The organism is Kitasatospora indigofera, from assembly GCF_014655955.1.
GTDB classification, from domain to species: Bacteria; Actinomycetota; Actinomycetes; order Streptomycetales; family Streptomycetaceae; genus Kitasatospora; species Kitasatospora indigofera.
Genome location: NZ_BNBO01000088.1, coordinates 1 through 25,500 on the forward strand (window position 1 = coordinate 1; position 25,500 = coordinate 25,500).

Consider the following 25,500-nt stretch of genomic DNA (forward strand, 5'->3'; position numbering starts at 1 on the left):
ACGTCGCCGCCCACTCCCCCAGCACCAACCCACGCTCACGCACCGTCAGCACGTCGAGTTCGCGGACCAGCAGGCCGGGGCGGTCGACGAGCTGCCCGAGCAGCGACACCAACCGCTCGGCGTGCTCCTCGACGGTGGCGCGCTCGAAGACGTCCGGGCGGAACTTCCACTCGAAGGAGAGCGCCTCGCCGGGATTGGTGATGAAGATCAGCGGGAAGTGCGTGGCGTCCACGTCCACCACCTGCTGGACGCCCAGGCTCTCTCGGATCCGGTCCCGCACGCCCTCGTCGGCCGGGGTGTTCCGGAGCACCTGGAGGGTGTCGAAGAGCCGCCCGAAACCGGTGCCGCGCTGGATCTCGCCCAGGCTGACCTGGTGGTGCGCCAGCAGCGCCGTCTGCTCCTCCTGGAGGCGGGCGAGGAAGGCGGCGACGCTCTCGGCGCCGTCCAGCCGGGCCCGGACCGGCACGGTGTTGAGGAACATGCCGATGGTGGCGTCGATCCCGGCCAGCTCGGCCGGGCGGCCGGAGACGGTGGCGCCGAACACCACGTCCTCGCGGGCCGTCAGGCCGGCCAGCAGCAGGCCCCAGGCGCCGGACAGCACGGTGTTCAGGGTCAGGCCGTGCTCGCGGGCGAACCCGGAGATCCGCCCGGTCAGCTCGGCCGAGAGGCCGGCGGTGACCTCCTGCGGCAGCAGCGCGGCCCGCTCGCGGGCCTGCGGGGCCAGCAGGGTGGGCTCGTCCAGGCCGGCCAGCGCCTCGCGCCAGGCGGCCCGGCCCTGCTCCTGGTCCTGCGCGCCCAGCCAGCCGAGGAAGTCCCGGTAGGGCAGGCCGAGGGCGGGCGCCGGCTGCCCGGCGCAGTGGGTCAGCAGCTCCTGGAGGAAGAGGCCGGCCGACCAGCCGTCCCAGAGCAGGGCGTGGTTGGTGATCAGGATCCGCTGCCCGCCGCCCGGGGCGAGCACCGAGACCAGCCGCAGCAGCGGCGGGGCGGTCAGGTCGAAGCGGGTGGCGGCCTCCCGCTCGGTCAGCCGGGCCAGCTCGGCCTCGAAGTCGGCCGGGGCCAGGCCGCCGAGGTCGATCTCGGTCAACGGCACGTCCACCGCGCGCGGCAGGAACTGCACCGGGCGCTCCAGCCCCTCCTGGAGGAAGCCGACCCGCAGGTTGGGGTGGCGCTCCAGGACGGCGGCGACGGCGGCGCGCAGCACCGGGCCGGGCACCCGGGTGGTCAGCGTGACCACGTCGCGCGAGGTGTAGACGTCCAGGGCCTGGTCGTCGTAGCCCGCCTCGAAGAGCAGGCCCTCCTGAAGGGGCGAGACCGGCCAGAGGTCCTCGATCTCCAGCTCGGGGGCGGCGGCCCGCACCACGGCCAGCTCGGCCTCGGTGGCAGCCGGCAGTTCGGCGGGCGCGGGAGCCGGACCGGCGGCGCCGCGCTCGTCGGCGAGGGCGGCCAGGGCGGCGGGGGTGCGGCGCTCGAAGACGTCGCGCGGGCTGAGGACCAGGCCCTCGGCGCGGGCGGCGCCGATCAGCCGGATGGAGGAGATGCTGTCGCCGCCGAGGCGGAAGAAGTCGTCCTCGGCGCCGGTCGCGGGCAGGCCGAGGACCTCCGCGTACAGCTCGCAGAGCAGTTCCTCGGTCGCGGTCGCCGCGGCCCGGCCGGCGGTCGCGCCGGCGAAGTCGAGCCCGTCCTCGGGCAGCGCGGCCCGGTCCAGCTTGCCGTTCACGGTCAGCGGCAGCGCGTCGAGCACGGCGTAGGCCGAGGGCACCATGTACTCGGGCAGGCGGGCCGCGAGCGCCTGGTGCAGGGCCTCGGTGTCGAGCACCGCGCCGGGCGCCGGCACCACGTACGCGACGACGCGCTTGACGGCGCCGGAGCGGACCAGCACCGCGCTGTGCGCGACGCCGGGCAGGGCGGCGAGCGCCGCCTCGATCTCGCCGAGCTCGATCCGGTGGCCGCGGATCTTCACCTGGTCGTCCACCCGGCCGAGGTAGTCCAGGGTGCCGTCGGCGCGGCGGCGGACCAGGTCCCCGGTGCGGTACATCCGCTCGCCCGGGGCGCCGAACGGGTCGGCGACGAACCGCTCGGCCGTCAGCCCCGGGCGGCCCAGGTAGCCGCGGGCCAGCTGGTCGCCGGCCAGGTACAGCTCGCCGCGCCCGCCGGCCGGGACGGGCCGCAGCAGCTGGTCGAGGACGTGGGCGCGGCCGTTGCGCAGCGGCCGGCCGACGCTCGGCGTGGGGCTGTCGGCGAGGTCGGCGAGCAGCGCGTCGACGGTGAACTCGGTCGGGCCGTAGTAGTTCAGGACGGTCAGGCCGGGCTCGGCGCGCAGCCTGGTCCACAGGCCGTCGGGCAGCGCCTCGCCGCCGAGCAGCAGCAGCGACGGGCGGTGCGCGCCGTCCAGCAGGCCGCTGTCCAGCAGCTGCTGGGCGTAGCTGGGGGTGAGGTCCAGGACGTCGGTCCGGTGCTTCCGGACGTGCGCCACCACGGCTTCGGCGTCCCGGCGGTCGGTGTCGCCGAGCACGTCCAGCTGGTGGCCGCCGACCAGCCAGAGCAGCTGGTCCCAGGAGGAGTCGAAGGCGAACGAGGCGGTGCTCAGGGCGCGCAGCCGGCGGCCGGCGGCGGCCTCGGCGAAGGTGCCGCCGAGGTGGTCGTGCGCCAGGTTGGCGAGGCCGGCGTGCGGGATCAGCACGCCCTTGGGGCGGCCGGTGGAGCCGGAGGTGTGGATGACGTAGGCGGCCTGGCCGGGGTGCACCGGCCCGCCGCGCTCGGCGTCGGTGAGTGGGCCGCCGGGCAGGGCGGCGAGCGCCGCCGCCACCGCCGGGTCGTCCAGCAGCAGGGTGACGGCGCCGGGCACCTCCGGCAGCCGCCCGGCCACCTCACGGGTGGTCAGCACGACGGCCGGGCGGACGTCGTCGAGCAGCAGGGCGAGGCGCTCGTCCGGGTGGTCGAGGTCCAGCGGCAGGTAGGCGCCGCCGGCGGCGAGCACGGCGAGGATCGCGGTCACCGACTCGGCGGAGCGCGGCAGCGCCAGGGCGGCGGCCCGCTCGGCGCCGAGGCCGCGACGGAGCAGCAGCCGGGCCAGCCGGTCGACGCCGTCCGCCAGGGCGGCGAAGGTCAGCTCGGTGCTCCGGCCTGCCAGGTCGGGGGCGAGCAGGGCGACGGCGTCCGGGGTGCGGGCCGCGGCGGCGGCGAACAGGTCGTGCACGGTGCCCGCGGGGACGGGCCCGGCCGGGCCGGCGACGGTCGCCGGGAGGGCGGCGCGCTCGGCCGCGCCCAGCAGGTCCAGGCGGGCCAGCGGGGTGTCCGGGTCCGCGGCGAAGGCGGCGAGCAGGGCCAGGAAGCGGTCGGTGAGCCGCTCGGCCTCGGCCGGCTCGAACAGGTCGGGGCGGTACTCCAGCTCGACCCGCAGCTCGGCGCCGGGCAGCACGGTCAGTCCGAGCGGGTAGTGGGTGGCGTCCCGGGCGCCCAGAGCCGTGACGGCCAGGCCGGTCACCGCCCGGCCCTGCGCGCCGCCCAGCGCCTCGCGCAGCGCGTCCCCGCCGCCCTGGTAGTTCTCCACCACCAGCAGGGTGTCGAAGAGGCTGCCGCCCACCTCGCTGCGGCGCTGGATCGCGCCGAGGCCCAGGTGCTGGTGGGCCAGCAGCCCGGCCTGCTCGCGCTGCACCTCGGCGGCGGCGCCGGCCAGGGTGGCGCCCGGCCGCAGCCGCACCCGGACCGGCACGGTGTTGATGAACAGGCCGACCATCGACTCGGCGCCGGGCAGGTCGTCCGGGCGGCCCGAGACGGTGGTGCCGAAGACCACGTCGGAGGTGCCGGTGAGCGAGCCGACCAGGACGGCCCAGAGGGTGTTGGCGACGTTGCCGAGGGTCAGGCCGCGGCCACGGGCGGCCGCGGCGATCCCGGCCGACAGCTCCGGGCCGGCGAAGCGGGTGATCAGGCCGGGCTCGGCGGCGGTGGCGGTGGCCGCGCCGGGCGCCACCGGGTGGGCCTCCTCGAAGCCGGCCAGCGCGGCGCTCCAGGCGGCCTCGGCGGCGGCGGTGTCGCGGGTGGCGAGCAGCGCCAGGTGGTCCTTGTAGGGGCGGACGGCGGGCAGCACCGACGGGTCGCCGGCCGAGCCGTACAGCGCCAGCAGCTCGCGGACGACGATCGGCATCGACCAGCCGTCCAGCAGCAGGTGGTGGCAGGTGATGACGAGCCGGGAGCGCCCGGCGTCCAGCCGCAGCAGGGCGAGGCGCAGCAGCGGCGGGGTGTCCAGGTCGAAGCGGTGGTGCCGGTCCTCGTCCATGGCGGCGGCGACCGCCGCGTCCTGCTCCGCCCCGGTCAGCGCGGTCAGGTCGGCCTCGCGCAGCGGGGTCTCCACCGTGCGCTGGACGAACTGGACGACCGCCTCCGGGTCCTCGTACCAGAAGCCGGCCCGCAGGTTGGCGTGCCGGGCGAGCAGCGCGTCCACGGCGGCGGCCAGCCGGGCGGTGACGACCGGGCCGGTCAGGTCCAGGTGGGACTGGACGACGTAGACGTCACGGGCCTCCTGGTCGTAGAGGGCGTGGAAGAGCAGCCCCTCCTGGAGCGAGGAGAGCGGGTAGACGTCCTCCAGGGCCGACGCGGCCGGGCCCTCGGGCTGGGAGTCGTCGATCGGGGCGGTGGAGTCGTTCATCACGGTCTTCTCGGTCCTGGGGGTGGTGGGCTGGTGGTCGGTCGGGTCGGGGCGGAGTCCGGCGGCGGTCATCGGCGGCGGCGCCCGCGCAGCCGGGACTCCAGCCGGTCGATCTGGGCCTGCTTCAGCTGGACGAGGCTCAGGTCGGACGGGGTGACCCCGCCGGCCTCGCCGCCCGCGGTGTGCCGGGCCAGGGCGTCCAGGGCGGCGAACCAGGCGTCGGCGAGCGCCGCGACCTCGGCCTCGGTGAGCAGGGCCTGCGGCCAGCTCCACTCGACGGCGAGCTCGGGCCGCCCGTCGGCGCCGGCCCGCACCACCGCGTCGATCTCCAGCGGGTAGCCGGCGGCCATCGCCGGGTCCGGGCCGGCGCCCGCCGCCACGGCGTCGCGCTCGGCCTGCGGGGCGAGCGGCCAGCCGCCGGGCGGGCCGGCCGGCCCGTCGGCGCGCCCCCGGTAGTTGAAGAGCACCGGCGAGCGCGGCGCGCCGGCCAGCACCGCCGCGGTCTGCGGGTTGAGGTGCCGCAGCAGGCCGTGGCCGAGGCCCCGGTCGGGGGCGGCCCGCAGCTGCTCCTTGACCTGCTTGAGCACCTGCCCGGCGGCCTCGGTGCCGGCCAGCGCGGCCGCCGGGTCGAGGCCCGCGAGGTCCAGCCGGACGGGGTGCACGGTGGTGAACCAGCCCACCGTGCGGGCGAGGTCGGGGGCGAGGCCGCCGGTGCCGGCGCCGCCGCGGCCGTGGCCCTCCAGGTCGACCTGGACGGCGGGCGCGGCGCCCGGGCGGGCGGTGGCGACGCCGAGGGCGAGGCCGGCCAGCAGCACGTCGTCGACGCCGGCGCCGTAGGCCTTCGGGACGTCCGCCAGCAGCGGCGCCGTCCGGTCGGCGGGCAGGGTGCGGCGCAGCGTGCGGACGGTGGCGACGGTGTCCCGCGCCGGGTCGGCGGCCAGCGCGGCGAGCGGGCCGGCCGGGCCGGCCAGGGCGTCGCGCCAGTACGCCGTCTCGGCGACCCGGGAGCGTTCCTGGGCGTGCGCCAGCAGCCGCTCGGACCAGGCGCGCAGGGTGTGTGCCTCCGGTTCGAGCGCCGGGCGGGCGCCGCGGGCCAGCGCGGTGTACGCGGTGGCGAGGCCGGGCAGCAGGGTCCGCCAGGAGACGCCGTCCACGGCCAGGTGGTGGACGGTCAGCAGCAGCCGGCCGTCCTGCCCGGGGCCGGCGTCGAACCAGACGGCGCGCAGCACCCGGCCGCTCGCCGGGTCCAGGGCGGCGGCGGCCGCGTCGGCCTCCCGGGTGAGCAGCGCGGTGAGGCCGGCTCCCCCGGCGTCGACCCGGCGCAGGGTGGCCGGGTCGGTGACGGCGGGCGCCTGGCCGGCGGGCAGGATCTCCTGGGTCCAGAGGCCGTCGGTGCGGTCGAGCCGCAGCCGCAGCGCCGGGTGGTTGCGGGCCAACGCGGCCAGCGCCTCGCGCAGCGGCTGCTCGCGCACGTCACCGGGGACGGTGACCAGCACGGACTGGTTGAACCGGTCGACCGGCCCGCCGCGCTCGCGCAGCCAGTGCACCACCGGCAGCGCGGGCAGTTCGCCGTCCACCGGGACGGGCGCGGCGGTGGGCGCCGGGGCGGTGGCGGACGGGGACGCCAGGCCCTTGGCGGCGGCCAGCGCGGCCGGGGTGGGGTGCTGGAAGATGTCCTTCGCGGCGATGTCGAAGCCCGCCCTGCGGGCCCGGCTGACCAGCTGGATGGAGACGATGCTGTCGCCGCCCAGGGCGAAGAAGTTCTCCTCCTCGCCGACCTCGGGCAGGCCGAGCACCTCGGCGAAGACCTTGGCCAGCGCGCGGCCCGGGGAGTGCCCGGCGGGCGCGGCGGCCGGCTCGGCGCGGCGGCCGGGGGCCGGCAGCGCCTTGCGGTCGAGCTTGCCGTTGACGCTCAGCGGCAGCGCGTCCAGCACGGTCACCACGGCGGGCACCATGTGCTCGGGCAGCACCGCGGCCACCGCCGCGCGCACCGCGTCGCCGCCGACCGAGGCACCGGCCTGCGGGACGACGTAGCCGAGCAGTTGGCGGGCGCCGCCCTCGGTCACCGCCCGGGCCGTGACCGCGGCCTGGCCGACGCCGGGGACGGCGGCCAGCGCCGACTCCACCTCGCCGAGCTCGATCCGGAAGCCGCGGACCTTCACCTGGTCGTCGGTGCGGCCGAGGTACTCGATCTCCCCGTCGACCCGGCGGCGCACCAGGTCGCCGGTGCGGTACATCCTCCCCCCGCCTTCGGCCGGGGGCGCCCCCGTGCCGTCGCCGGCGAACGGGTCGGCGACGAAGCGCCCGGCGGTCAGCCCGGGGCGGCCGAGGTAGCCGCGGGCCAGCTGGACACCGGCGAGGTACAGCTCGCCGGGCACGCCGACCGGCACCTGCCGCAGCCGGGCGTCCAGCACGTACAGCCGGGTGTTCCAGACCGGGCGGCCGATCGGCACCACGCCGGAGCCGGCCCACGCGCGGTGGTAGGTGACGTCGACCGCGGCCTCGGTCGGCCCGTACAGGTTGTGCAGCTCGATCTGCGGCCACAGCGCGGCGAACCGGTCCACGGCGGCGGCGGGCAGCGCCTCGCCGGAGCAGAACACCCGGCGCACCCCGGCGAAGGCCCGGCGGATCGCGTCGTCCTGCTCGGCCGCGCCGGTGAAGGCGGTGAGCATGGACGGCACGAAGTGGCAGGTGGTGACGGAGCCCCGGTCGGCGAGCGCGGCCAGGTACTCGGGCTCGCGGTGCCCGCCGGGGCGGGCAAGCACCACCGCGGCGCCGGCCACCAGCGGCAGGAAGAACTCCCAGACCGAGACGTCGAAGCTGGCCGGGGTCTTCTGCAGGACGCGGTCCTGCGGGGTGATGCCGTAGACCTCGCGCATCCAGTCCAGCCGGTTCACGATCGCCCGGTGGGTGACCAGGACGCCCTTGGGGCGGCCGGTGGAGCCGGAGGTGAAGATGACGTACGCGGCGTGGTCCGGGCCGGGGGCGGCCGGCTCGGCCTGCGGGCCGTCCGCGTCCACGGTGAGGACCGGCACCCCGGGCACCCGGGGCAGGCCGCCGGCCTGCCCGTCGGTGGTCAGCACGCAGACCGGGGCGGCGTCCTCCAGCATGGCCGTCAGCCGCTCCGCCGGGTACTCGGTGTCCAGCGGCAGGTAGCCGGCGCCGGACTTGAGGACGGCGAGCAGCGCCACCATCAGCTCGGCCGACCGGGGCACCGCGACGGCGACCAGGCGGTCCGGCCCGGCGCCGGCGCCGGCCAGCACCCGGGCCAGGCGGCCGGCCCGCTCGTCCAGCTCGCGGTAGGTCAGCCCGGTGCCCTCGAAGACCACCGCGACGGCGTCGGGGGTGGCGGCGGTGCGCTCCGCGATCCGGGTGAGCAGGGTGCCCTCGCGGACCTCCAGCGCGGTGGCGTTCCACTCGCCCGCCAGGCCCCGCCGCTCCTGGGCGGCCGTCAGCTCGATCCGGGAGACCGGGCGGTCCGGGGCGGCCAGCGCCTGCTCCAGGACCCGCACCAGTCGGGCGCCGAACAGCCGGGCGGTGGCGCGCTCGTACAGGTCCTCGGCGTGGATGACGGTGAGGTCGGTGCGGGCGCCGTCGGCGGACTCCACGAAGGTGAAGGCCAGGTCGAAACGGGCCGCGTGCACCGGGTCGGGCAGCAGCGCGGTGCGGGCGCCGAGCAGCCCGTCCAGGCCGCCGGCCTCCCGGCGGTGCTGGACCATCACCTGGAACAGCGGGTGGCGGCCGAGCGAGCGCTCCGGGTTGACGATCTCGACCAGCCGGTCGAACGGCAGGTCCTGGTGGGCGAGGGCGCCGAGGACGGTCTCCCGGGAGCGGGCGACCAGGTCGTCGAAGCTCGGCTCGCCGGCGTTCCCCCCGGCGGCCAGGTCGTGCCGCAGCACCAGGGTGTTGACGAAGAAGCCCACCACCGGCTCCAGCACCTCGTCGGACCGCCCCGCGACCGGGGCGCCGAGCGCCACGTCGGTGGTGCCGGCCAGCCCGCCGAGCAGCAGCGCGGCGGCGGCCTGGACCACCATGAACGGCGTGCTGCCGGTGCGCCGCGCGTAGCCGCGTAGCTCCTGGTGCAGCTCGTCCGGCAGCCGCAGCCGCACCTGGCCGCCGCGGCCGCTCGCCTCGGCGGGCCGGGCCCGGTCGGTGGGCAGGGTCAGTTCGGCGGGCAGCGCGGCGAGGCGCCGGGTCCAGTACGCGACCTGGCCGGCGGCCGGTCCGTCCTGCCCGGCGAGCAGCTCGCCCTGCCACAGCGCGTGGTCGGCGTACTGCAGCGGCAGCGGGGCGAACACCGGCGCGGCGCCGGCCAGCCGGGCGGCGTAGGCGTGGTCGAGGTCGCGCAGCAGCACGCCCTCCGACCACTCGTCGCCGGCGATGTGGTGCAGCGCCAGGCTGAGGACGTGCCGGGCCGGACCGGCCGTCAGCAGGGTGGCCCGGACGGGGATCTCCTCGGCCAGCTCGAAGGCGTACGCGCCGGCGGCGGCCGCCGCGGTGTCCAGCCGCTGCACGGTCACCTCCTCCACCGTGAAGGGCACCCCGGCCGCCTCCGGGTCGAGGATCCGCTGGTACGGCCGGCCCTCGTGGTCCGGGAAGACCGTGCGCAGCGCCTCGTGGCGGGCCAGCACGTCGCCGAAGGCGGCGCGCAGCGCCTCCTGGTCGAGCGCGCCGTCGATCCGCAGCCCGCACGGGATGGTGTACGCGGTGCTCGGGCCCTCCAGGCGGTACAGGAACCAGAGCCGGGCCTGCGCGGCGGACAGCGGCACCAGGCCGGGACGCGGGCGGGCCGAGGGGCCGGGGCGGCCGGCCGCCGCGTGGGCGAGCCGGGCCGCGAGGGCGGCGGGGGTACGGGTCTCGAAGAGGTCGCGGACGGCCGCGTCCACCCCGAGGGCCGCGCGCACCCGGCCGATCACCCGGGTGGCGAGCAGCGAGTGCCCGCCGAGCGCGAAGAAGTCGTCGTCGACACCGGCCGCGGGCAGGCCCAGCACGTCGGCGTAGACACCGCAGAGCACGGCCTCCCGCTCGTCGCGCGGGGCGCGTCCGGCCGGGGCGGCGAACGCGGCGGCCTCCGGCTCGGGCAGCGCCTGCCGGTCGAGCTTGCCGTTGACGTTCAGCGGCAGCGCGTCCAGCGGCACGATCGCGGCCGGGACCATGTACTCGGGCAGCGCGTCGGCGAGGGCCTTGCGCAGCAGCGCCGGGTCGGCGACGGCGCCGGGCGCGGGGACGACCCAGCCGATCAGCCGCTTGACGCCGGTGGCGGCGGGGCGGGCCAGCACGGCGGCCCGGGCCACGCCGGGCAGGGCGGCGAGCGCCGCCTCCACCTCGCCGGGCTCCACCCGGAAGCCGCGGATCTTCACCTGGTCGTCGTCCCGGCCGAGGTAGTCCAGGCTGCCGTCGGCCCGGTGGCGCACCAGGTCGCCGGTGCGGTACATCCTCCCCCCGCCTTCGGCCGGGGGCGCCCCCGTGCCGTCGCCGGCGAACGGGTCGGCGACGAAGCGGCTCGCGGTGAGCGCGGGCCGGTTGCCGTAGCCGCGGGCCAGGCCCGGGCCGGCGATGTACAGCTCCCCGGGCACGCCGGCCGGGACGGGCCGCAGCCGGGCGTCCAGCACGTACACCCGGGTGTTGCCGATCGGGCGGCCGACGAACGGGGTCGGGCTCTCGTCCAGGGCGGCGCCCAGGGTGTCGACGGTGTACTCGGTGGGGCCGTAGAAGTTGTGCCCGAGCACGCCCTCGGTCTCCCGGATGCGGGTCCACAGCGCCTCGTCGACGGCCTCGCCGCCGACCAGGAAGAGCAGCGGGCGGTGCTCGGCCGAGTCCAGCAGGCCCCACTCGACGAGCTGCCGGCCGAACGACGGCGTGACGTCCAGGGTGTCGATCCGGTCCGCCAGCAGGCGGGCCACCAGGGCCTGCGGGTCGCGGCGCAGGTCCTCGCCGTAGACGTGCAGTTCGTGGCCGCCGATCAGCCAGAGCAGCTGCTCCCACGAGGAGTCGAAGGAGAAGGAGGCGGTGTGCGCGGCGCGCAGCCGGCGCCCGCCGGCCGCCGCCACGGCCCGGGCGAACACGGTGTTGCCGTGGTGCTCCAGCATGTTGGCCAGGCCCCGGTGCGGCACCTGGACGCCCTTGGGGCGACCGGTGGAGCCGGAGGTGTGGATGATGTACGCCAGGTCGTCGGGGTGCGGGCGGACCGGCTCGGCGGCCAGTGAGCCCAGCTCGGCGAGGGTGACGACGCCCAGGCCGTGCCCGGCGAGCACCGGGTGGCGCCCGGCCACCTCCTGCGTGCTCAGGGTGAGCAGCGGATCGGCGTCCTCCAGCATCAGCGCGATCCGCTCGTCCGGGTGGTCGAGGTCGATCGGCAGGTAGGCGGCGCCGGCCGCGAGGACGCCCAGCAGGGCGGCGACCAGGTCGGCGGAGCGCGGCAGGGCCAGCGCGACGGTCCGGCCGGGGCCGGCGCCGAGGGCGGCGAGGTGACGGGCCGTCCGGTCGACCCGGGCGGCCAGCCCGGCGTAGTCGAGCCGCTGCTCGCCGAAGACCACGGCGGTGTCGCCGGGGGTGGCGGCGACCCGGGCCGCGAAGGCGTCGACCACGGTGCCGACGGGCACCGGGCGGGCGGTGTCGTTCCAGTCCCGCAGCACGGTGGCGCGCTCCTCGGCGGAGAGCACCTCCAGGGCGCCGACCGGGGTGGCCGGGGCGGTGGCGATGGCGGTGAGCAGCCGCAGCAGCCGGGCGCCGACGGTGCCGGCCTGCTCGGCGGTGAACACGTCGGGGCGGTACTCGACGGTCAGCCGCGGGGCCTCGCCGGGCAGGGTGAGCACGGTCAGCGGGTAGTGGGTGGCGCCCCGGTTGCCGATGCCGGCGACCCGCAGGCCGCGGGCGGTGAGCCGGTCGGGGTCGACGGGGTAGTTCTCGAAGACCAGCAGGGTGTCGAAGAGGGTGCCGTGCCCGGCCAGGGCCTGGATGTCGGCGAGGCCCAGGTACTGGTGGTCGAGCAGGGCGGACTGCTGGGCCTGGAGGCGGGCCAGCGCCTCGGCGACCGGCTCGTCGTCCGAGGGCTCGAAGCGGACCGGGACGGTGTTGCTGAACAGGCCGACCATCGACTCGACACCGGGCAGGTCGCCCGGGCGGCCGGAGACGGTGGCGCCGAAGACCACGTCGGTGCGGCCGGTGAGGCGGCCCAGCAGGATCGCCCAGGCGCCCTGCACCAGGGTGTTGAGGGTGAGGCCGTGCTCGCGGGCGGCGGCGGTGAGCGCGGCGGACAGCTCGGCCGGGATCGGCAGGTCGAGTTCGCGGCCGGCGGCGGCCGGGCCCGCCGCGGGCGTGCCCAGGCTGTCGGCGAGCAGGGTGGGTGCCTCCAGGCCGGCCAGCGCCCGGCGCCAGGCGGCGGTGTCGGCGGCGGCGTCCCGCCCGGCCAGCCAGGCCAGGTGGTCGGCGTACGGGGCGGCGGCGGGCAGCGCGGCGGCCCCGCCGGCGCCGTAGGCCTCGATCAGCTCGCGCAGCAGGACGGGCGTGGACCAGCCGTCCATCACGATGTGGTGCCGGGTCAGCACCAGCCGGTGGTGCTCGGCACCGAGGGTGACCAGGGCGCAGCGCACCAGCGGCGGCCGGGCCAGGTCGAAGCGGCGGGACGCCTCGTCGTCCTCGATCCGGGCGATGCCGGCGGCCCGGCCGGCCACCGGCACGGCGGTCAGGTCGTGCTCCGTCCACGGCACCACGACCCGGTCGGCGACCAGCTGGAGCGGCCGCCGGAGCCCGGCGCCGACGAAACCGGCCCGCAGCGCGGTGTGCCGGTTGACGACCGCGTCGACCGCCCGGACCAGCGCGGCGCGGTCCAGCGGGCCGCGCAGGTCGAGCGAGGTGAGCGAGGTGTAGAGGTCGTCGGCGCCGTCCTCGCGCTGGTACAGGGCGTGGAACAGCAGGCCGTCCTGGAGCGGGGAGAGCGGCAGCACGTCCCCGGTGCCGGGGTGCTCGGCGGCCAGCCGGTCCAGCTCGGGCTGGGTGACGCCGGCCAGCGGCACGTCCGAGGGGGTGAGGCCGCCGGCGCCCGGGGCGGCGGCGTAGCGGGCCAGCGCGTCGAGGGCCTCGAACCAGCGCTCGGCGAGGGCGCGGACGGCGTCCTCGCCGAACACGCCCTGCGGCCAGGACAGGTTGACGGTCAGTTCGGCGCCGTCCGGGCCGTCGTGGACGAAGGCGCCGGCCTCCAGCGCGTGGGCGGCGGGCAGGGCGTCGTCGGCGCCGGCGGCGACGGCGTCGCCGGCCTCGGGGGCGGCGGTCCACGGGGCGCCGGTGGCGGTGAAGCGGCCGAGGTAGTTGAAGAGCAGCTGGGGGGCGTCGGCGTCGGCCAGCGCGGGCCCGGACACCGGGTCCAGGTGGCGCAGCAGGCCGTAGCCGGCGCCGGCGTTCGGCAGCGCCCGGAGCTGCTCCTTGACCAGGGCGAGGGCGCGGCCGGCGGCGGGCCCGCCGGCCAGCGCGTCGGCCAGGTCGACGCCGGTCAGGTCGAGGCGGGCCGGGAACTCGCTGGTCAGCCAGCCGGCGGTGCGGGTGGTGTCGGCGCCGGGCACCAGGTGGTCCTCCCGGCCGTGGCCCTCCAGGCGCAGCAGCAGGTCGGCCCGGGCGCCGGCGCCAAGACGGGCCCGGCGGCGGCCGACCAGGGCGAGCGCCAGGCCGGTCAGCAGGACGTGGTCGACGCCGGCCCGGTGGGCGGCGGGGACGGCGCCGAGCAGCGGCGCGGTCCGGCCGGCGGGCAGGGTCAGCCGCAGCCGGCGGGTGGTCGCGGCGGTGTCGCGGGCCGGGTCGAGCGGGCGGTCGCCCAGCAGCGGGCCGGCGCCGTCGGCCAGTACGGCCTGCCAGAGCGGGAGTTCGGCGCGGACGGCGTCACCGACGGCGGCCTCGGCGAGGCCGAGCGCCCAGGCCCGCAGCGGGGTGGTGACCGGGTCGAGGGCGCGGCCCTCGTAGGCGGCCCGCAGGTCGGGCAGCAGGATGCGCCAGGAGACGCCGTCGACGGCGAGGTGGTGCGCGGCGAGGACGAGCAGGCCCGGGGTGTCCGGTCCGGCGTCCAGGTGGACGGCCTGGAGCACGACGCCCCGCTCGGGGTCGAGCCGGCCGACGGCGGCCTCGCGCTGCTCGGCGGCGGCGGTGTGCAGCTGGTCGGCGGGGACGGCGGTCCGGCGCAGCCGGGCGGCGGCGGGCGCGCTGCCGGCCGGGCGGACCTCCTGGGTCCAGCTGCCGTCCGCGGCGACGTGCAGCCGTAGCCGCAGGGCGTCGTGGTGGTCGGTCAGGGTGTCCAGGGCGGCGGTCAGCCGGGCCTGGTCGAGGCCGGCGGGCACGGTGAGGACGGTGTGCTGGCTGAACCGGGCGACCGGGCCGCCCCGTGAGCGCAGCCAGGCGCCGACCGGGGTGACGGGCAGCGTGCCGACGGCCTCGGCGGCGGCCCCGGCGGGCCGGCCGGCGGGGCGCAGGCCCTCCGCGACGGCGGCGATCCGGGCGACGGTGCGGCGCTCGAAGACCACCCGGGGGGTGATCCCGAAGCCGGCCCGGCGGGCGCGGCTGCCGAGCTGGATGGCGGAGATGCTGTCGCCGCCGAGGGAGAAGAAGTTGTCGTCGACGCCGACCTCGGGCAGGCCGAGCACCTCGGCGACCAAGCCGGCGAGCACCCGCTCGGCCTCGGTGCGGGGGGCGCGGCCGCCGTCCGCGCCGGCCGCCGGGGCGGGCAGCGCCTTGCGGTCGAGCTTGCCGTTGAGGCTGAGCGGCAGCGCGTCCAGGCCGACCAGCACGGCGGGCACCATGTGCTCGGGCAGGGTGCGGGCGAGGGCGGTGCGCAGCGCCTCCGGGTCGGCGGGGGCCGGGACGACGTAGCCGACCAGTTGGCGGGCGCCGCCGGGGGTGAGTTCGCGGGCGGTCACGGCCGCCTGCAGGACCTCCGGCCGGGCCTCCAGGGCGGCCTCGATCTCGCCGAGTTCGATCCGGAAGCCGCGGACCTTGACCTGGTCGTCGGTGCGGCCGAGGTACTCGACGGCGCCGTCGGCGGCCCAGCGGACCAGGTCGCCGGTGCGGTACATCCGGGAGCCGTCGCCGGCGAACGGGTCGGCGACGAAGCGCCCGGCGGTCAGGCCGGGGCGGCCGAGGTAGCCGCGGGCCAGCTGCACCCCGGCGAGGTAGAGCTCGCCGGGCACGCCGACGGGCGCGGGGCGCAGCGCGGCGTCGAGCACGTGGAGCCGGGTGTTCCAGACCGGGCGGCCGATCGGCACCACGCCGGCGGCGGGCTCGGTGCGGTGGTGGGTGACGTCCACGGCGGCCTCGGTGGGCCCGTAGAGGTTGTGCAGCGGGACGGCCGGCAGGGTGGCGTACCAGCGGTCGACGACGTCGCCGGGCAGCGCCTCGCCGGAGCAGAAGGCCCGGCGCAGGCCGGCGCAGCGCTCGGCGACGGAGCCCTCCTCCAGGAAGGCGCGCAGCATCGAGGGCACGAAGTGCAGGGTGGTGACCCGCTCCTCGGCGATCAGGGCGCTGAGGTAGGCCGGGTCCTTGTGGCCCTCGGGGCGGGCCAGTACGACGGTGGCGCCCTCGCACAGGGCCCAGAAGAACTCCCAGACGGAGACGTCGAAGCTGGCCGGAGTCTTCTGCAGCACCCGGTCGTCGGCGCCGAGCCGGTAGGCGTGCTGCATCCAGGCCAGCCGGTTGACGATGGCGCGGTGGGTGACGACCACGCCCTTGGGGCGGCCGGTGGAGCCGGAGGTGTAGATGACGTACGCGGCGTGCTCGGGCTCGACGACGGGCAGCCCGGCGCCGGGGAGGGCGTCGGCCGCCCCGGCCGGAAGGGCGGCGGCGGCATCGACCGTGACGGCCACGGCGCGGGCTGCCTCCGGCAGCCGCTCCAGCAGCTCGGGCACGGTGACGACGCGGACGGGCGCGGCGTCCTCGACCATCTGGGCGAGGCGGTCGACCGGGTGGTCGGCGTCCATCGGGAGGTAGGCGGCGCCGGACTTGAGGACGCCCAGCAGGGCGACCATCAGCTCGGCGGAGCGCGGCACGGCGACGCCGACCACGCGGTCCGGGCCGGCGCCGGCCGCGCGCAGGGTGCGGGCCAGCGCGTCGGAGCGCTCGGCGAGCGCGCGGTAGGTCAGCGTGCGGCCCTCGGCGACCACGGCGGTGGCGTCCGGGCCGGCCGCGGCGCGCTCGGCGATCCGGCTGACCAGGGTGCCCTCGCGGACCTCCCGGGCGGTGTCGTTCCAGCCGTGCAGCACCGCGTCGAGTTCGGCGTCGGCGAGCAGCTGGAGTTCGGCCAGCGGCCGCTCGGGGTGGGCGGCGAGGCGGGCCAGCAGGCCGGTGCAGCGCTCGGCGTGGCCGGCCAGCTCGGCCTCGGTGTACAGCGCCGGGTTGGCGTCGAACTCCAGCACCAGCCGGTCGTCCGGGGTCTTGGTGACGGAGAGGGCGAGGTCCTCGACCGGGCCGGAGGCCAGGTTGACGGTGCGGCCGGGGCTGCCGGCGAAGTCCAGGTCGAGGTCGAAGGGCTTGAGGTTGAGCAGCGGGCCGTGCAGGCGGTCGTCGCTGCCGACCAGGCCCAGCTCCCGGCGGATCTCCTCGCCGCGGTGCAGCTGGTGCCGGCGGGTGGCCTTCAGCTCGCCGGCCGCCCGGCGCAGCAGGCTGTCGAAGGTGTCGGCGCCGGTGACCGGGACCCGCACGGGAAGGATGTTCACGGCCATGCCGGGGACCCGCAGGGTGCCGGGGGCGTGCCGGGCCATGAAGTGCATGCCGAGCACGGCGTCGGCGGTGCCGGTCATCCGGTGCAGGTAGGCGGCCAGGCCCGCGGTGGCGGCCTCGCCCCAGGTGGCCCGGGCGGCGCGGGCGGCGGCCAGCACGGCGGCGGAGCCGGCGGCGGTCAGCTCGACGCGGTGGCGCAGCCCGGTGGGGCCGGCCTGCGCGGTCTGCTCGGTGAGGCCCGCCACGGCCGGGCGGTCGGCGAACACGCCCTGCCAGTGGGCGCGGTCGGCGGCGGCCCGCTCGGAGGCCAGGTAGTCGCGCTCCGCCTCGACCAGGACGGACACCGGGCGGAACGGGCTCGCGGGCGGCTCGGCGCCAGCGGCGAGGGCGGAGTACACCTCGGCGACCCGGCGGCTGAACAGCGCGACGCCGTAGCCGTCGATCACCAGGTGGTGGAACCACTGGAACCAGAGGTGGCTGCGCTCGCCGGTGCGGACGAGCAGCGCGCCGGTGAGCGGGCCGGCCCCGTCACCGTCGAGGACGGCCGGGACGGCCAGCTGACCGCGGACCAGGTCGGCGGCGGCCGCGACCGGGTCGGCGGCGCCCCGGGTGTCCAGGCGGGGCAGCTGCCAGCCGTCCGGGTCGAAGCCGGTGGGGACCTGCACCGTCCGCCCGTCCAGCTCGGCCAGCCGGACGTGCAGGCCCTCGGCCTCGGCCAGGGTGCGGCGCAGCGCCGCCTCCAGCAGCTCCGGGTCGAACGGACCGTCGATCTCGACGTACTGGCCGACGTTGTAGGCCGGGTTGCCGGGGTCGATCCGTTGCGCGGCGAGGACGCCCTCCTGAGCCGCGGTCAGCTCCTGGGGAGCGTTCCGCTCGGCCTGCGTCGTGGTGGTGTCCGCGTCTGGCATGGTCGGCCCTTCCCGGTTCTGCGGCCCCGCCGACCGTGCCAGCCCGGGGCGCTCGTGCGCTGTCGTGCGAAGTGGTGCGAAGTGGTGCGTGGTGGTGCGAAGTGGTGCGCCGTGCGAGGCGGTGCCTGCTGCCGCGTCCTGCGCGGTGGTCCTCGGCGGTGCGGTGCTCCGCCCCGGGCGGCCGGCCGTGCGGCGGCCGCCCGGGGAAGGCGGCCTAGAGGCCCTTGAGGATGGTCTCGACCTGGTTCAGGACGTCGATCGAGGTGCCGTACCGGTCGGTGGTGGCGTAGGTGACCGGGAGGACCTTGCCGGCCTGGACGGCCTTGAGGTTCTTCCACGAGGGCTGCTTGTCGAGGTCCTTGGTGTCCTGCGGGACCTCGCCGGTGGCGGCCGTCCTCGGGACCAGGATGATGTCGGCGTCGGCGAGCACGTCGAGCTTCTCGGTGGAGTAGGTCACCTCGTGCTCGGCCGGGTCGGCCGAGGCCTGGGAGAACGTGGCGCCGGCGTCGGCCAGCACGCGGCCGACCCAGGAGCTGCTGGTGTCGACGAGGAACTCGCCGCCGCCGTACGAGGAGGCGATGCTCCACTTGACGGTGTTGAGCTTGGCCGCGTGGTCGGCCTTGATCTTCGCGGCCTTGCCGTCGTAGTCCGCCTTGAGCTTCTTGAACTCGGCGTCCTTGCCGACGGCGGTGGCGATCTTCTCCTGCGCGGTCAGCAGGTCGACCGGCTTGTCGATGCCGAAGTACAGGGTGGGGGCGATGCCTTCGAGCTTCTTGACGCCCCAGTCGAACGCGGTGGCGCCCTCGACCACGATCAGGTCGGGCTTGAGCGAGGCGACCTTCTCGATGTTGATCTCGATGCCGGAGCCGATCGGCTCGATCTTCTTGGCGGCCTCGGTCTGCGAGGGGAGCAGCTCCATCGGGTTGTTCTCGTCGATGGTGCTGGTGCCGACCGGCTGCACGCCCAGGTCGAGCAGCGCGCCGGTGGCGTAGGAGATGCTGACGATCCGCTTGACGCCCGCGGGGACGGTGATCCTGCCGTTGGTGGCCTCGACGACCACGGGGCCCGCCGCCGTGGCCGCGCCGGCCGAGGGGGCCCCGGCGGCGTCCTTGCTGTCGCCGTTCGAGCCGCAGGCCGCGAGGGTGAGCGCGGCGGTGGCCGCGACGGCGGCGACTCTCAGGCTGCGGGACGTCAGGACACGGGTGTTCATGGTTCTCCTTGGAGGTGGCACAGGGTTTCGCACGACGGCTCGCGGCGGCGGGAGCCGGGGCAGGTGATGGGGGCCGGGCGGCGGGAGCGGGGGCTCCCCCGTGGTCGGTGCCCGGCCGGGCGGGTCGGTGCCCGGCCGGGTGGGTCAGTGCCCGGCCAGGTGGGTCAGTGCCCGGCCAGGTAGGCGGACCAGGACCGGACGGTGGGGGCGGCACCGAGGTCGGCCAGCTCGGCGAACTCCGCCTTGGCGCCGCGGGCCCGCCAGATCTCGATCAGGTGCATCAGCCGCATGGAGTCGAGACCGAGGTCGCGCAGGTCGTCGTCGTCGCCGATGTCCTCGGGCCGCTCGCCGAGGATGTCGGCCAGGTCGGCCCGGACGCTCTCCGGGTCCAGGCCGAGCGGGCCGCCGGTCGTCGTGGTGCTGTCGGTCATGCTGGTGATCCGTTCGGTTCCGGTGGTGCGGAGGGCGTCGGGGCGCGCCGGGTCGGGATGACGCGGGGACGGGACGGTGCGGGCGGCGGGACGGGCCGGCCGGGTCGTGCGGCGCCGGCCGGGCGGCCGGCGCCGTTCCGTCACAGCACGCCGAGCCGGCCGTCCTCCGCGCGCAGCTGGCGCCCGGTGTGGCGGAGCAGCAGCGAGTCGCAGATCTCGCCGGACCGGACCGCCAGGGTCGACAGCAGCGAGGAGGTGATCCCGTGGGTGTGCTCGGTGCCGCCCTGCAGGTAGACCCCGACGTCGACGTGGTCGTCCGTCAGCACCCGGTGGTCCCGGTCGACCCTCGGCCGGCCCTGCTCGTCGGTGCGGCAGGCGTCGAAGAACTCGCCGAGCAGCTCGCGCGGGTCCACGTGGGTGTAGCCGGTGGCGAGGACCACCGCGTCGGACTCCAGCAGCAGCTCCTCCCCGGTGGTGAGCGAGCGGACGGCGGCGCGGGCGCCGTCGGCGGTGTGCTCGACACCGGTCAGCCGGCTGGCGTTGAGGATCCGCAGCCGCTCGCGGCCGGCCACCTTCTCCTGGTAGACGGTGCGGTAGAGCTGCTCGATCAGGTCGCCGTCGACCACGGAGTAGTTGGTGTTGGCGTGCCGGCCGAGCAGCGTGCGCTTGGCCTCGTCGGAGGCCGCGTAGAACTCGTCGACGGCCGACGGGTCGAAGATCCGGTTGGCGAACGGGCTGTCGTCGGCGGGGCTGTAGCCGTAGCGGGTCAGCACGGCGCAGATCTCGGCGTCCGGGAAGGTGCGGTGCAGGTACTCGACGGACTCGGCGGCGGACTGCCCGGCACCGACCACGGTGAAGCGGCGGTGGCGCAGCCCGTCCTGCCGCCCGGCCAGCGCGGGGGCGCGGAAGAGCAGGTCCCGGGTGTGCCAGACGCGCTCGCCGGCGGTGACGCCCTCGGGCAGACGCGGCGTCAGGCCGGTGCCGAGGGCGATGTTGCGGGCGAGTCTGACCTCGCGGTCGGCCGGGTCGGTCACCGACCGGGAGACGATCTCGACCAGCTCGATCCGGCCGTCGTTGCGGACCGGGCGGACTTCGGTGACCTGGCGGCCGTAGCCGGTCCAGCCGCCGAACTCGGCGGCGCACCACTCGAAGTAGTCGTGGAACTCCTGGCGGGTCGGGTAGAAGGACTTCAGGTTGATGAAGTCGGCGAGCCGGCCGCGCTCCTGGAGGTACGTCAGGAAGGTGAAGCGGCTGCGCGGGTCGCGCATGGTGACGAGGTCCTTGAGGAACGACACCTGCATGGTGGCGCCGTCGAGCAGCATGCCGCGGTGCCAGCCGAAGCGCTCCTGCCGCTCCAGGAAGCGGACCCGGAGGGCCTGCTCCGGGTCGCGCCGGTTGTGGTCGTCGATCGCGATGGCCAGGGCCAGATTGGCGGGACCGAAGCCTATGCCGACCAGGTCGTCGGCATCGTCGCCTCGATCGATTGCGCCGTTCTCGCGCGACATGCTCGTCCTTCCGTCGACTGCTTGCTTGCTCGTCCCGGGGGTTTCCCCCCGCCGGCTCCCGCGGCCCGGCACTTTCCCTCCGAAGCCAAGGTAAGGCTTGCCTAAGTTCCCTCATGGGGCGGAGGGAGTCAAATTCACTCCGTACCCACACCGATGGTCAGGGCCTGCGCGGTTGCCCGGATCCCGGCCGGCGGGCCGGCCCCGCACCCCGGCCGTGCACCCCGGCCCGGTCAGTCCGCCCCCGCCGCGACCAGCACCCGGTCCGCGGCGGCGGCCGGGCCCGACCGCCCCGCCGGCACCGGCCCGACCGGCCCGGCGACCGGCTCGTCCGGGACGACCTCCGTACCCACCACCGGGCCCGCGAACGCGCGCAGCAGACCGTGCCGGACCCGGCCGTCCAGCACCCGGGCACTGCGCACACCGGAGCGCACCGCGCGCAGACAGCCCTCCATCTTCGGCAGCATGCCGCTGGCCAGACCCGGTATCACTGCGGCGAGTTCACCCGCCGTCAGCCGCCGGATCACCTCGTCGGAGGCCGGCCACTCCCGGTACAGGCCCTCCACGTCGGTGAGCATCATCAGCATCTCCGCCCCCAGCGCGCCCGCGAGCGCGGCGGCCGCGGTGTCCGCGTTGACGTTGTAGACCTGCCCGTCGGCGCCCCGGGCGATCGAGGACACCACCGGCACCCGGCCGTCCGCCAGCAGTGCCCGCACCAGCGAGGGGTCGATCGCCGCGACGTCCCCCACCAGGCCGATGTCCACCTGCTCGCCGTCCACCACGGCGAACCGCTTGACGGCGGTCATGGTGCCGGCGTCCTCACCGGTCAGCCCGACCGCGAACGGGCCGTGTTCGTTGACCAGCCCGACGAGTTCGCGCTGGACCTGGCCCGCCAGCACCATCCGCACCACGTCCATGGTCTCGGGGGTGGTGACCCGCAGGCCGTTGGTGAAGGCCGACTCCAGTCCCAGCCGGTCCAGTTGGGCGTTGATCTGCGGGCCGCCGCCGTGCACCACGACCGGGTGCAGCCCGGCGTAGCGCAGGAAGACCACGTCCTGGGCGAAGGCCGCCTTGAGCCCGGCGTCCACCATCGCGTTCCCGCCGAACTTGATCACCACGGTGCTGCCGCGGAACCCTTCGAGCCACGGCAGGGCCTCCAACAGGCCCGCCACCGGCGGGTTCCCGGCACGCCGCCCCCGGCCCGGCCGCCCGGCCGTCCAACTGGTCACTGCTCCCCCTGGGTCCAGGATGTCCGAACAACGGCACAGCACCTGCGCCGCAGCCCTGGCCGCCCCCGCCCCGGAGCGGAACGGACGGCGGAGACTGTCCCCCCAGGGCCATTTAGGCAAGGTTTACCTTACATAGTCGGCCCGGCCCCGTCACCACCCGGGAGCGGATCCGCGTGGTCCGCCGCCCGGGCGCCATGCCCCTTGCCGGAGCGGGTGGCCGCAGGGCCGGCCCCGGGCGGCCCAGGGCCGCGGAACCGCCGCTACGGCCGATCGGATCACTGCAGTAGATTCGTGCCGACGGACGGCTCTCTCTCGACTGCGGCTCTGGGGACCTGGTGGCTGATCAAGGACTGCTCGCACATCAGCGCCGTGCGCTGATCATGGAGGCGATCCGGCGCGACGGCGCCGTCCGCGTCTCGGAGCTGGTCGAGCAGCTCGGGGTGTCCGACATGACCGTCCGGCGCGACCTGGACGCCCTCGCCCGCAACGGCGACCTGGAGAAGGTGCACGGCGGCGCCGTCGGACTCGTCGGCCACGGCGGCAACGAGGTCGGCTTCGAGGCCAGGAGCGGGCTCCAGCAGACCGCCAAAGAGGCCATCGCCGAGGCGGCGGCCCTGCTGGTGACGCCCGGCAGCGTGGTCGCGCTGGGCGGCGGCACCACGGTGCACGCCGTCGCCGCCCAGCTGGTGAACGTGCCCGGGCTGACCGTGGTGACCAACTCCCTGCCGATCGCCCACCTGCTGGAGTCCGAGGGCGTCAAGACCCCGGCCTCGCCGTCCGTGCTGCTCACCGGCGGGGCGCCGACGCCCTCCAAGGTGCTGGTCGGGCCGCTCGCCGACATGGTGATCGGGTCGCTCCACGTCGACCTGCTGATCCTCGGGACGCACGGCGCCTCCGCCCGGGCCGGTCTGACCACCCCGAACCTGGCCGAGGCCCAGACCAACCGGGCCCTGATCGGGTGCGCCCGGCGGGTGGCCGTGCTCGCCGACCACACCAAGTGGGGCGTGACCGGCCTGAGCAGCTTCGCCCGGCTGCACGAGGTGGACCACTTCGTCACCGACGCCGGGCTGAAGGCGGCGGACCGCTCGGCCCTCGCCGAGGCGGTCGGCGAACTGCTCGTCGCCGACGACCCCGGGGCCGCCCGGGAGCGCGCCTCGGTCTGAACGGGCGGACCGAACAGGACTGTCGCACAGTCCTCTTGACCGGGCGTCAATCACGTTTGCCCGCCGTCGGGTTCGCCGCCGCCCCCGACAGGCGTGCGGAGCACCCGCACCGTCAGTAGACGTCGCGGGCGTAGCGCTTGTCGGCGGACATCTGCTTCACATAGGCGGCGGCGTCGTCCTCGCCGAGCCCGCCGTGGGTCACCGCGATGTCGCGCAGGGCCTGGTCGACGTCCTTGGCCATCCGGCTGGCGTCGCCGCAGACGTAGAAGTGGGCGCCGTTCTGGAGCCAGGACCACAGCTGCGCGCCGTGCTCGCGCATCCGGTCCTGGACGTAGACCTTGTTGCGCTGGTCACGGGAGAAGGCGAGGTCGAGCCGGGAGAGGGTGCCGTGGCGGTGCAGCTCGGCCAGCTCGTCCTGGTAGTAGAAGTCGGTGGCCCGGCGCTGCTCGCCGAAGAAGAGCCAGTTGCCGGCCCGGTGGCCGAGCGCCCGGCGCTGGTCCAGGAAGCCCATGAAGGGGGCGACGCCGGTGCCGGGGCCGATCATGATGGCGGGGGTGGTGGGGTCCGCGGGCGGCCGGAAGTGCGCCGAGCGCTGCACGAACAACGGGACCCGGGTGCCCGGTTCGGCGTCGGCGAGGAAGGCGGAGGCGACGCCCTTGCGCCGCTGGCCGCGCGGCCCCTCGTAGCGCAGCACCGAGACGGTGAGACTGACCCTGCCGGGGGTGGCGAGCGGGCTGGAGGAGATGGAGTACAGGCGCGGCTGGAGCCGCTTGAGGGTGTCGGTCCACTCCTGGGCGCCCAGCCGGACGGGGTACTCGGCCAGCACGTCCACCGCCTGGCGGCCCCAGTTCCAGCGTGCCAGGCCGTCCTTGTTGTCCGGACGGAGCATCTGCTTCAGCTCGCGGTCGCCGGTGTGCTCGACGGCCAGCCGCAGCAGGTCCGGGGTGACCCGGGTGATGTCGAGGTGCTCGGTGAGCGCCTCGGCGAAGGTGAGGGTCCGGGTGCCGGCGAGAACGACCTCGGCGGCCGGGTCGGCGCCGGTGACGGCCAGCCACTCGGCGACCAGCTCGGGGCAGTTGGTGGCGCGGACGCCGAGGGCGTCGCCGGCCTCGTACTCGACGCTGTCGCCGATGTCGAAGGTGAAGCGGCGGACTTCCTTGCCGGCGCCCGGCAGGCTGAGCAACTGGTTGCCGCAGAGGGCCGCCGGGTAGGGGTCGTTCTTGGTCGGGCGGGCGGCGGCTGCCGGGGCCGGGCCGCCGGCCGACGTCCCCGGCACTGCCGGGGCGTGCGCCGGCCCGGTCGTGGCGGGAGTGTCGAGGGAGCCGAGGACGGCGGCCAGCCAGGCGTCCGCACCCTCCTCGAAGTCCGGCTCGCAGTCCGTCCTCGGGTGCAGCCGGGTGGCCCCCAGCTCCGCCAACCGGTCGTCCAACCGCCGCCCGTGACCGCAGAAATCGTCGTAGCTGGAGTCCCCGAACGCCAGCACCGAGTACCGCAGCCCCTCCAGCCGGCCCGCGTCCGCCGCACTCAGGCCCTGCCAGAACTCCGCACCGTTGTCCGGCGCCTCGCCATCCCCGAACGTACTGGAGATGACCAGCAGGTCGGCCTCGGCGGGCAGGCTGGCGACCGGGCAGTCGGCCATGCTGCGGACGGAAGGGGTGCGGCCGGCCTCCGCCAGCCGGGAGGCGACGGTGGCGGCGAACTCCTCGGCGTTGCCGGTCTGGGACGCCCACAGCACGATCAACTCCCGTGCGGGGGTGCGCTCCGGCCCGGTCGTGGCGGGAGTGTCGAGGGAGCCGAGGACGGCGGCCAGCCAGGCGTCCGCACCCTCCTCGAAGTCCGGCTCGCAGTCCGTCCTCGGGTGCAGCCGGGTGGCCCCCAGCTCCGCCAACCGGTCGTCCAACCGCCGCCCGTGACCGCAGAAATCGTCGTAGCTGGAGTCCCCGAACGCCAGCACCGAGTACCGCAGCCCCTCCAGCCCGCCTGCGTCCGCCGTGCCGAGCGCCAGCCAGAACTCCGCACCGTTGTCGGGCGCCTCGCCGTCCCCGAACGTACTGGTGACGAGCAGCAGGTCGGTGTCGGCGGTGAGGTCGGCCAAGGTCGCGTCCGCCATCGCGAGCAGTGCGGGGGTGCGGCCCGCTGCGGCGAGGCGCGAGACGAGGGTCGCCGCGTACTCCTCGGCGTTGCCGGTCTGCGAGGCCCAGAGCACCAGCAGGCGGCGGGCCGGGGCGGCCGGGGCGGCGGGGGCGGCAGTCGCGAGTCCGCCGACGGGCACCGGCGCGGTGGCGGGTGCGGCGGTGCGGGAGAACATCCCGGCCAGGACGCCGTCCACCCACAGGGCCGTCCCCCGCTCGAACGGGGCGGCGGCCGGCAGGGCCGGGACGCCCTCGGCGGGCGGGGCCAGGGTGACGCCGGCCAGGTAGCCGGAGAGGTAGCGGCGCTCCTGCTCGGCCAGCGGGGGCGGGGTCAGGTCGGCCAGGCCGAGCAGCTCGGCCAGCGCGGCCACGGCCGGACCGGCCGGGGCGGGTGCGGGGGTCATGACGGTTCCCTGCTGGTGGACGGGCGCCGCCTCGGCGGCCCGGGGCACGGCGGGCGTGGCCGGGTCGGCCGCGGGTTCGGCGTCGGGTCGGAGCACGGGCACCGGCGCGGTGGTCCTGGCGAGGGTCACCGCGCAGGCCTTGAACTCGGGTTGGAAGGAGAGCGGGTCGACGGCGTCGTTGG

At 76.5% G+C, this 25,500-nt stretch carries 8 protein-coding genes; 1 reads left to right on the plus strand and 7 read right to left on the minus strand.

What is annotated here, in order from left to right; translation table 11 throughout:
* The 6 genes from IE329_RS38090 to argB all read right to left on the minus strand — a co-directional run.
* On the minus strand, positions 1-4,717 hold a 4,717-nt coding region (locus IE329_RS38090; RefSeq protein WP_190215656.1), incomplete at its 3' end, for a non-ribosomal peptide synthetase.
* On the minus strand, positions 4,714-17,247 hold the full coding sequence (locus IE329_RS38095) for a non-ribosomal peptide synthetase (protein ID WP_190215657.1): 12,534 nt from the start codon (positions 17,245-17,247) through the stop codon (positions 4,714-4,716). The genes IE329_RS38095 and IE329_RS38090, both read right to left, overlap by 4 nt.
* 214 nt (positions 17,248-17,461) lie before the next feature.
* A complete protein-coding gene (locus IE329_RS38100; protein WP_190215658.1) occupies positions 17,462-18,457 on the minus strand; it encodes an ABC transporter substrate-binding protein in 996 nt (331 codons plus the stop codon).
* Positions 18,458-18,621: 164 nt separating this feature from the next.
* Positions 18,622-18,888, minus strand: a complete 267-nt coding sequence (locus IE329_RS38105; RefSeq protein ID WP_190215659.1) for a phosphopantetheine-binding protein — start codon at positions 18,886-18,888, stop codon at positions 18,622-18,624.
* 140 nt (positions 18,889-19,028) lie between these two features.
* Positions 19,029-20,393, minus strand: coding sequence for a lysine N(6)-hydroxylase/L-ornithine N(5)-oxygenase family protein (locus tag IE329_RS38110; RefSeq protein ID WP_190215660.1), 1,365 nt, complete (start codon positions 20,391-20,393; stop codon positions 19,029-19,031).
* Positions 20,394-20,623: 230 nt separating this feature from the next.
* Positions 20,624-21,562, minus strand: coding sequence for an acetylglutamate kinase (argB, locus tag IE329_RS38115; protein ID WP_229928109.1), 939 nt, complete (start codon positions 21,560-21,562; stop codon positions 20,624-20,626).
* Between the two features lie 389 nt (positions 21,563-21,951).
* On the opposite strand from argB, the gene IE329_RS38120 reads away from it, so the two are divergent.
* The gene (locus IE329_RS38120; RefSeq protein WP_190215662.1) at positions 21,952-22,782 is read left to right on the plus strand and encodes a DeoR/GlpR family DNA-binding transcription regulator; all 831 of its coding nucleotides are present in this window, start codon (positions 21,952-21,954) and stop codon (positions 22,780-22,782) included.
* A gap of 112 nt (positions 22,783-22,894) precedes the next feature.
* Here the strand turns inward: IE329_RS38120 and IE329_RS38125 are convergent.
* On the minus strand, positions 22,895-25,500 hold a 2,606-nt coding region (locus IE329_RS38125; RefSeq protein ID WP_229928110.1), incomplete at its 5' end, for an NADPH cytochrome P450 oxidoreductase family protein.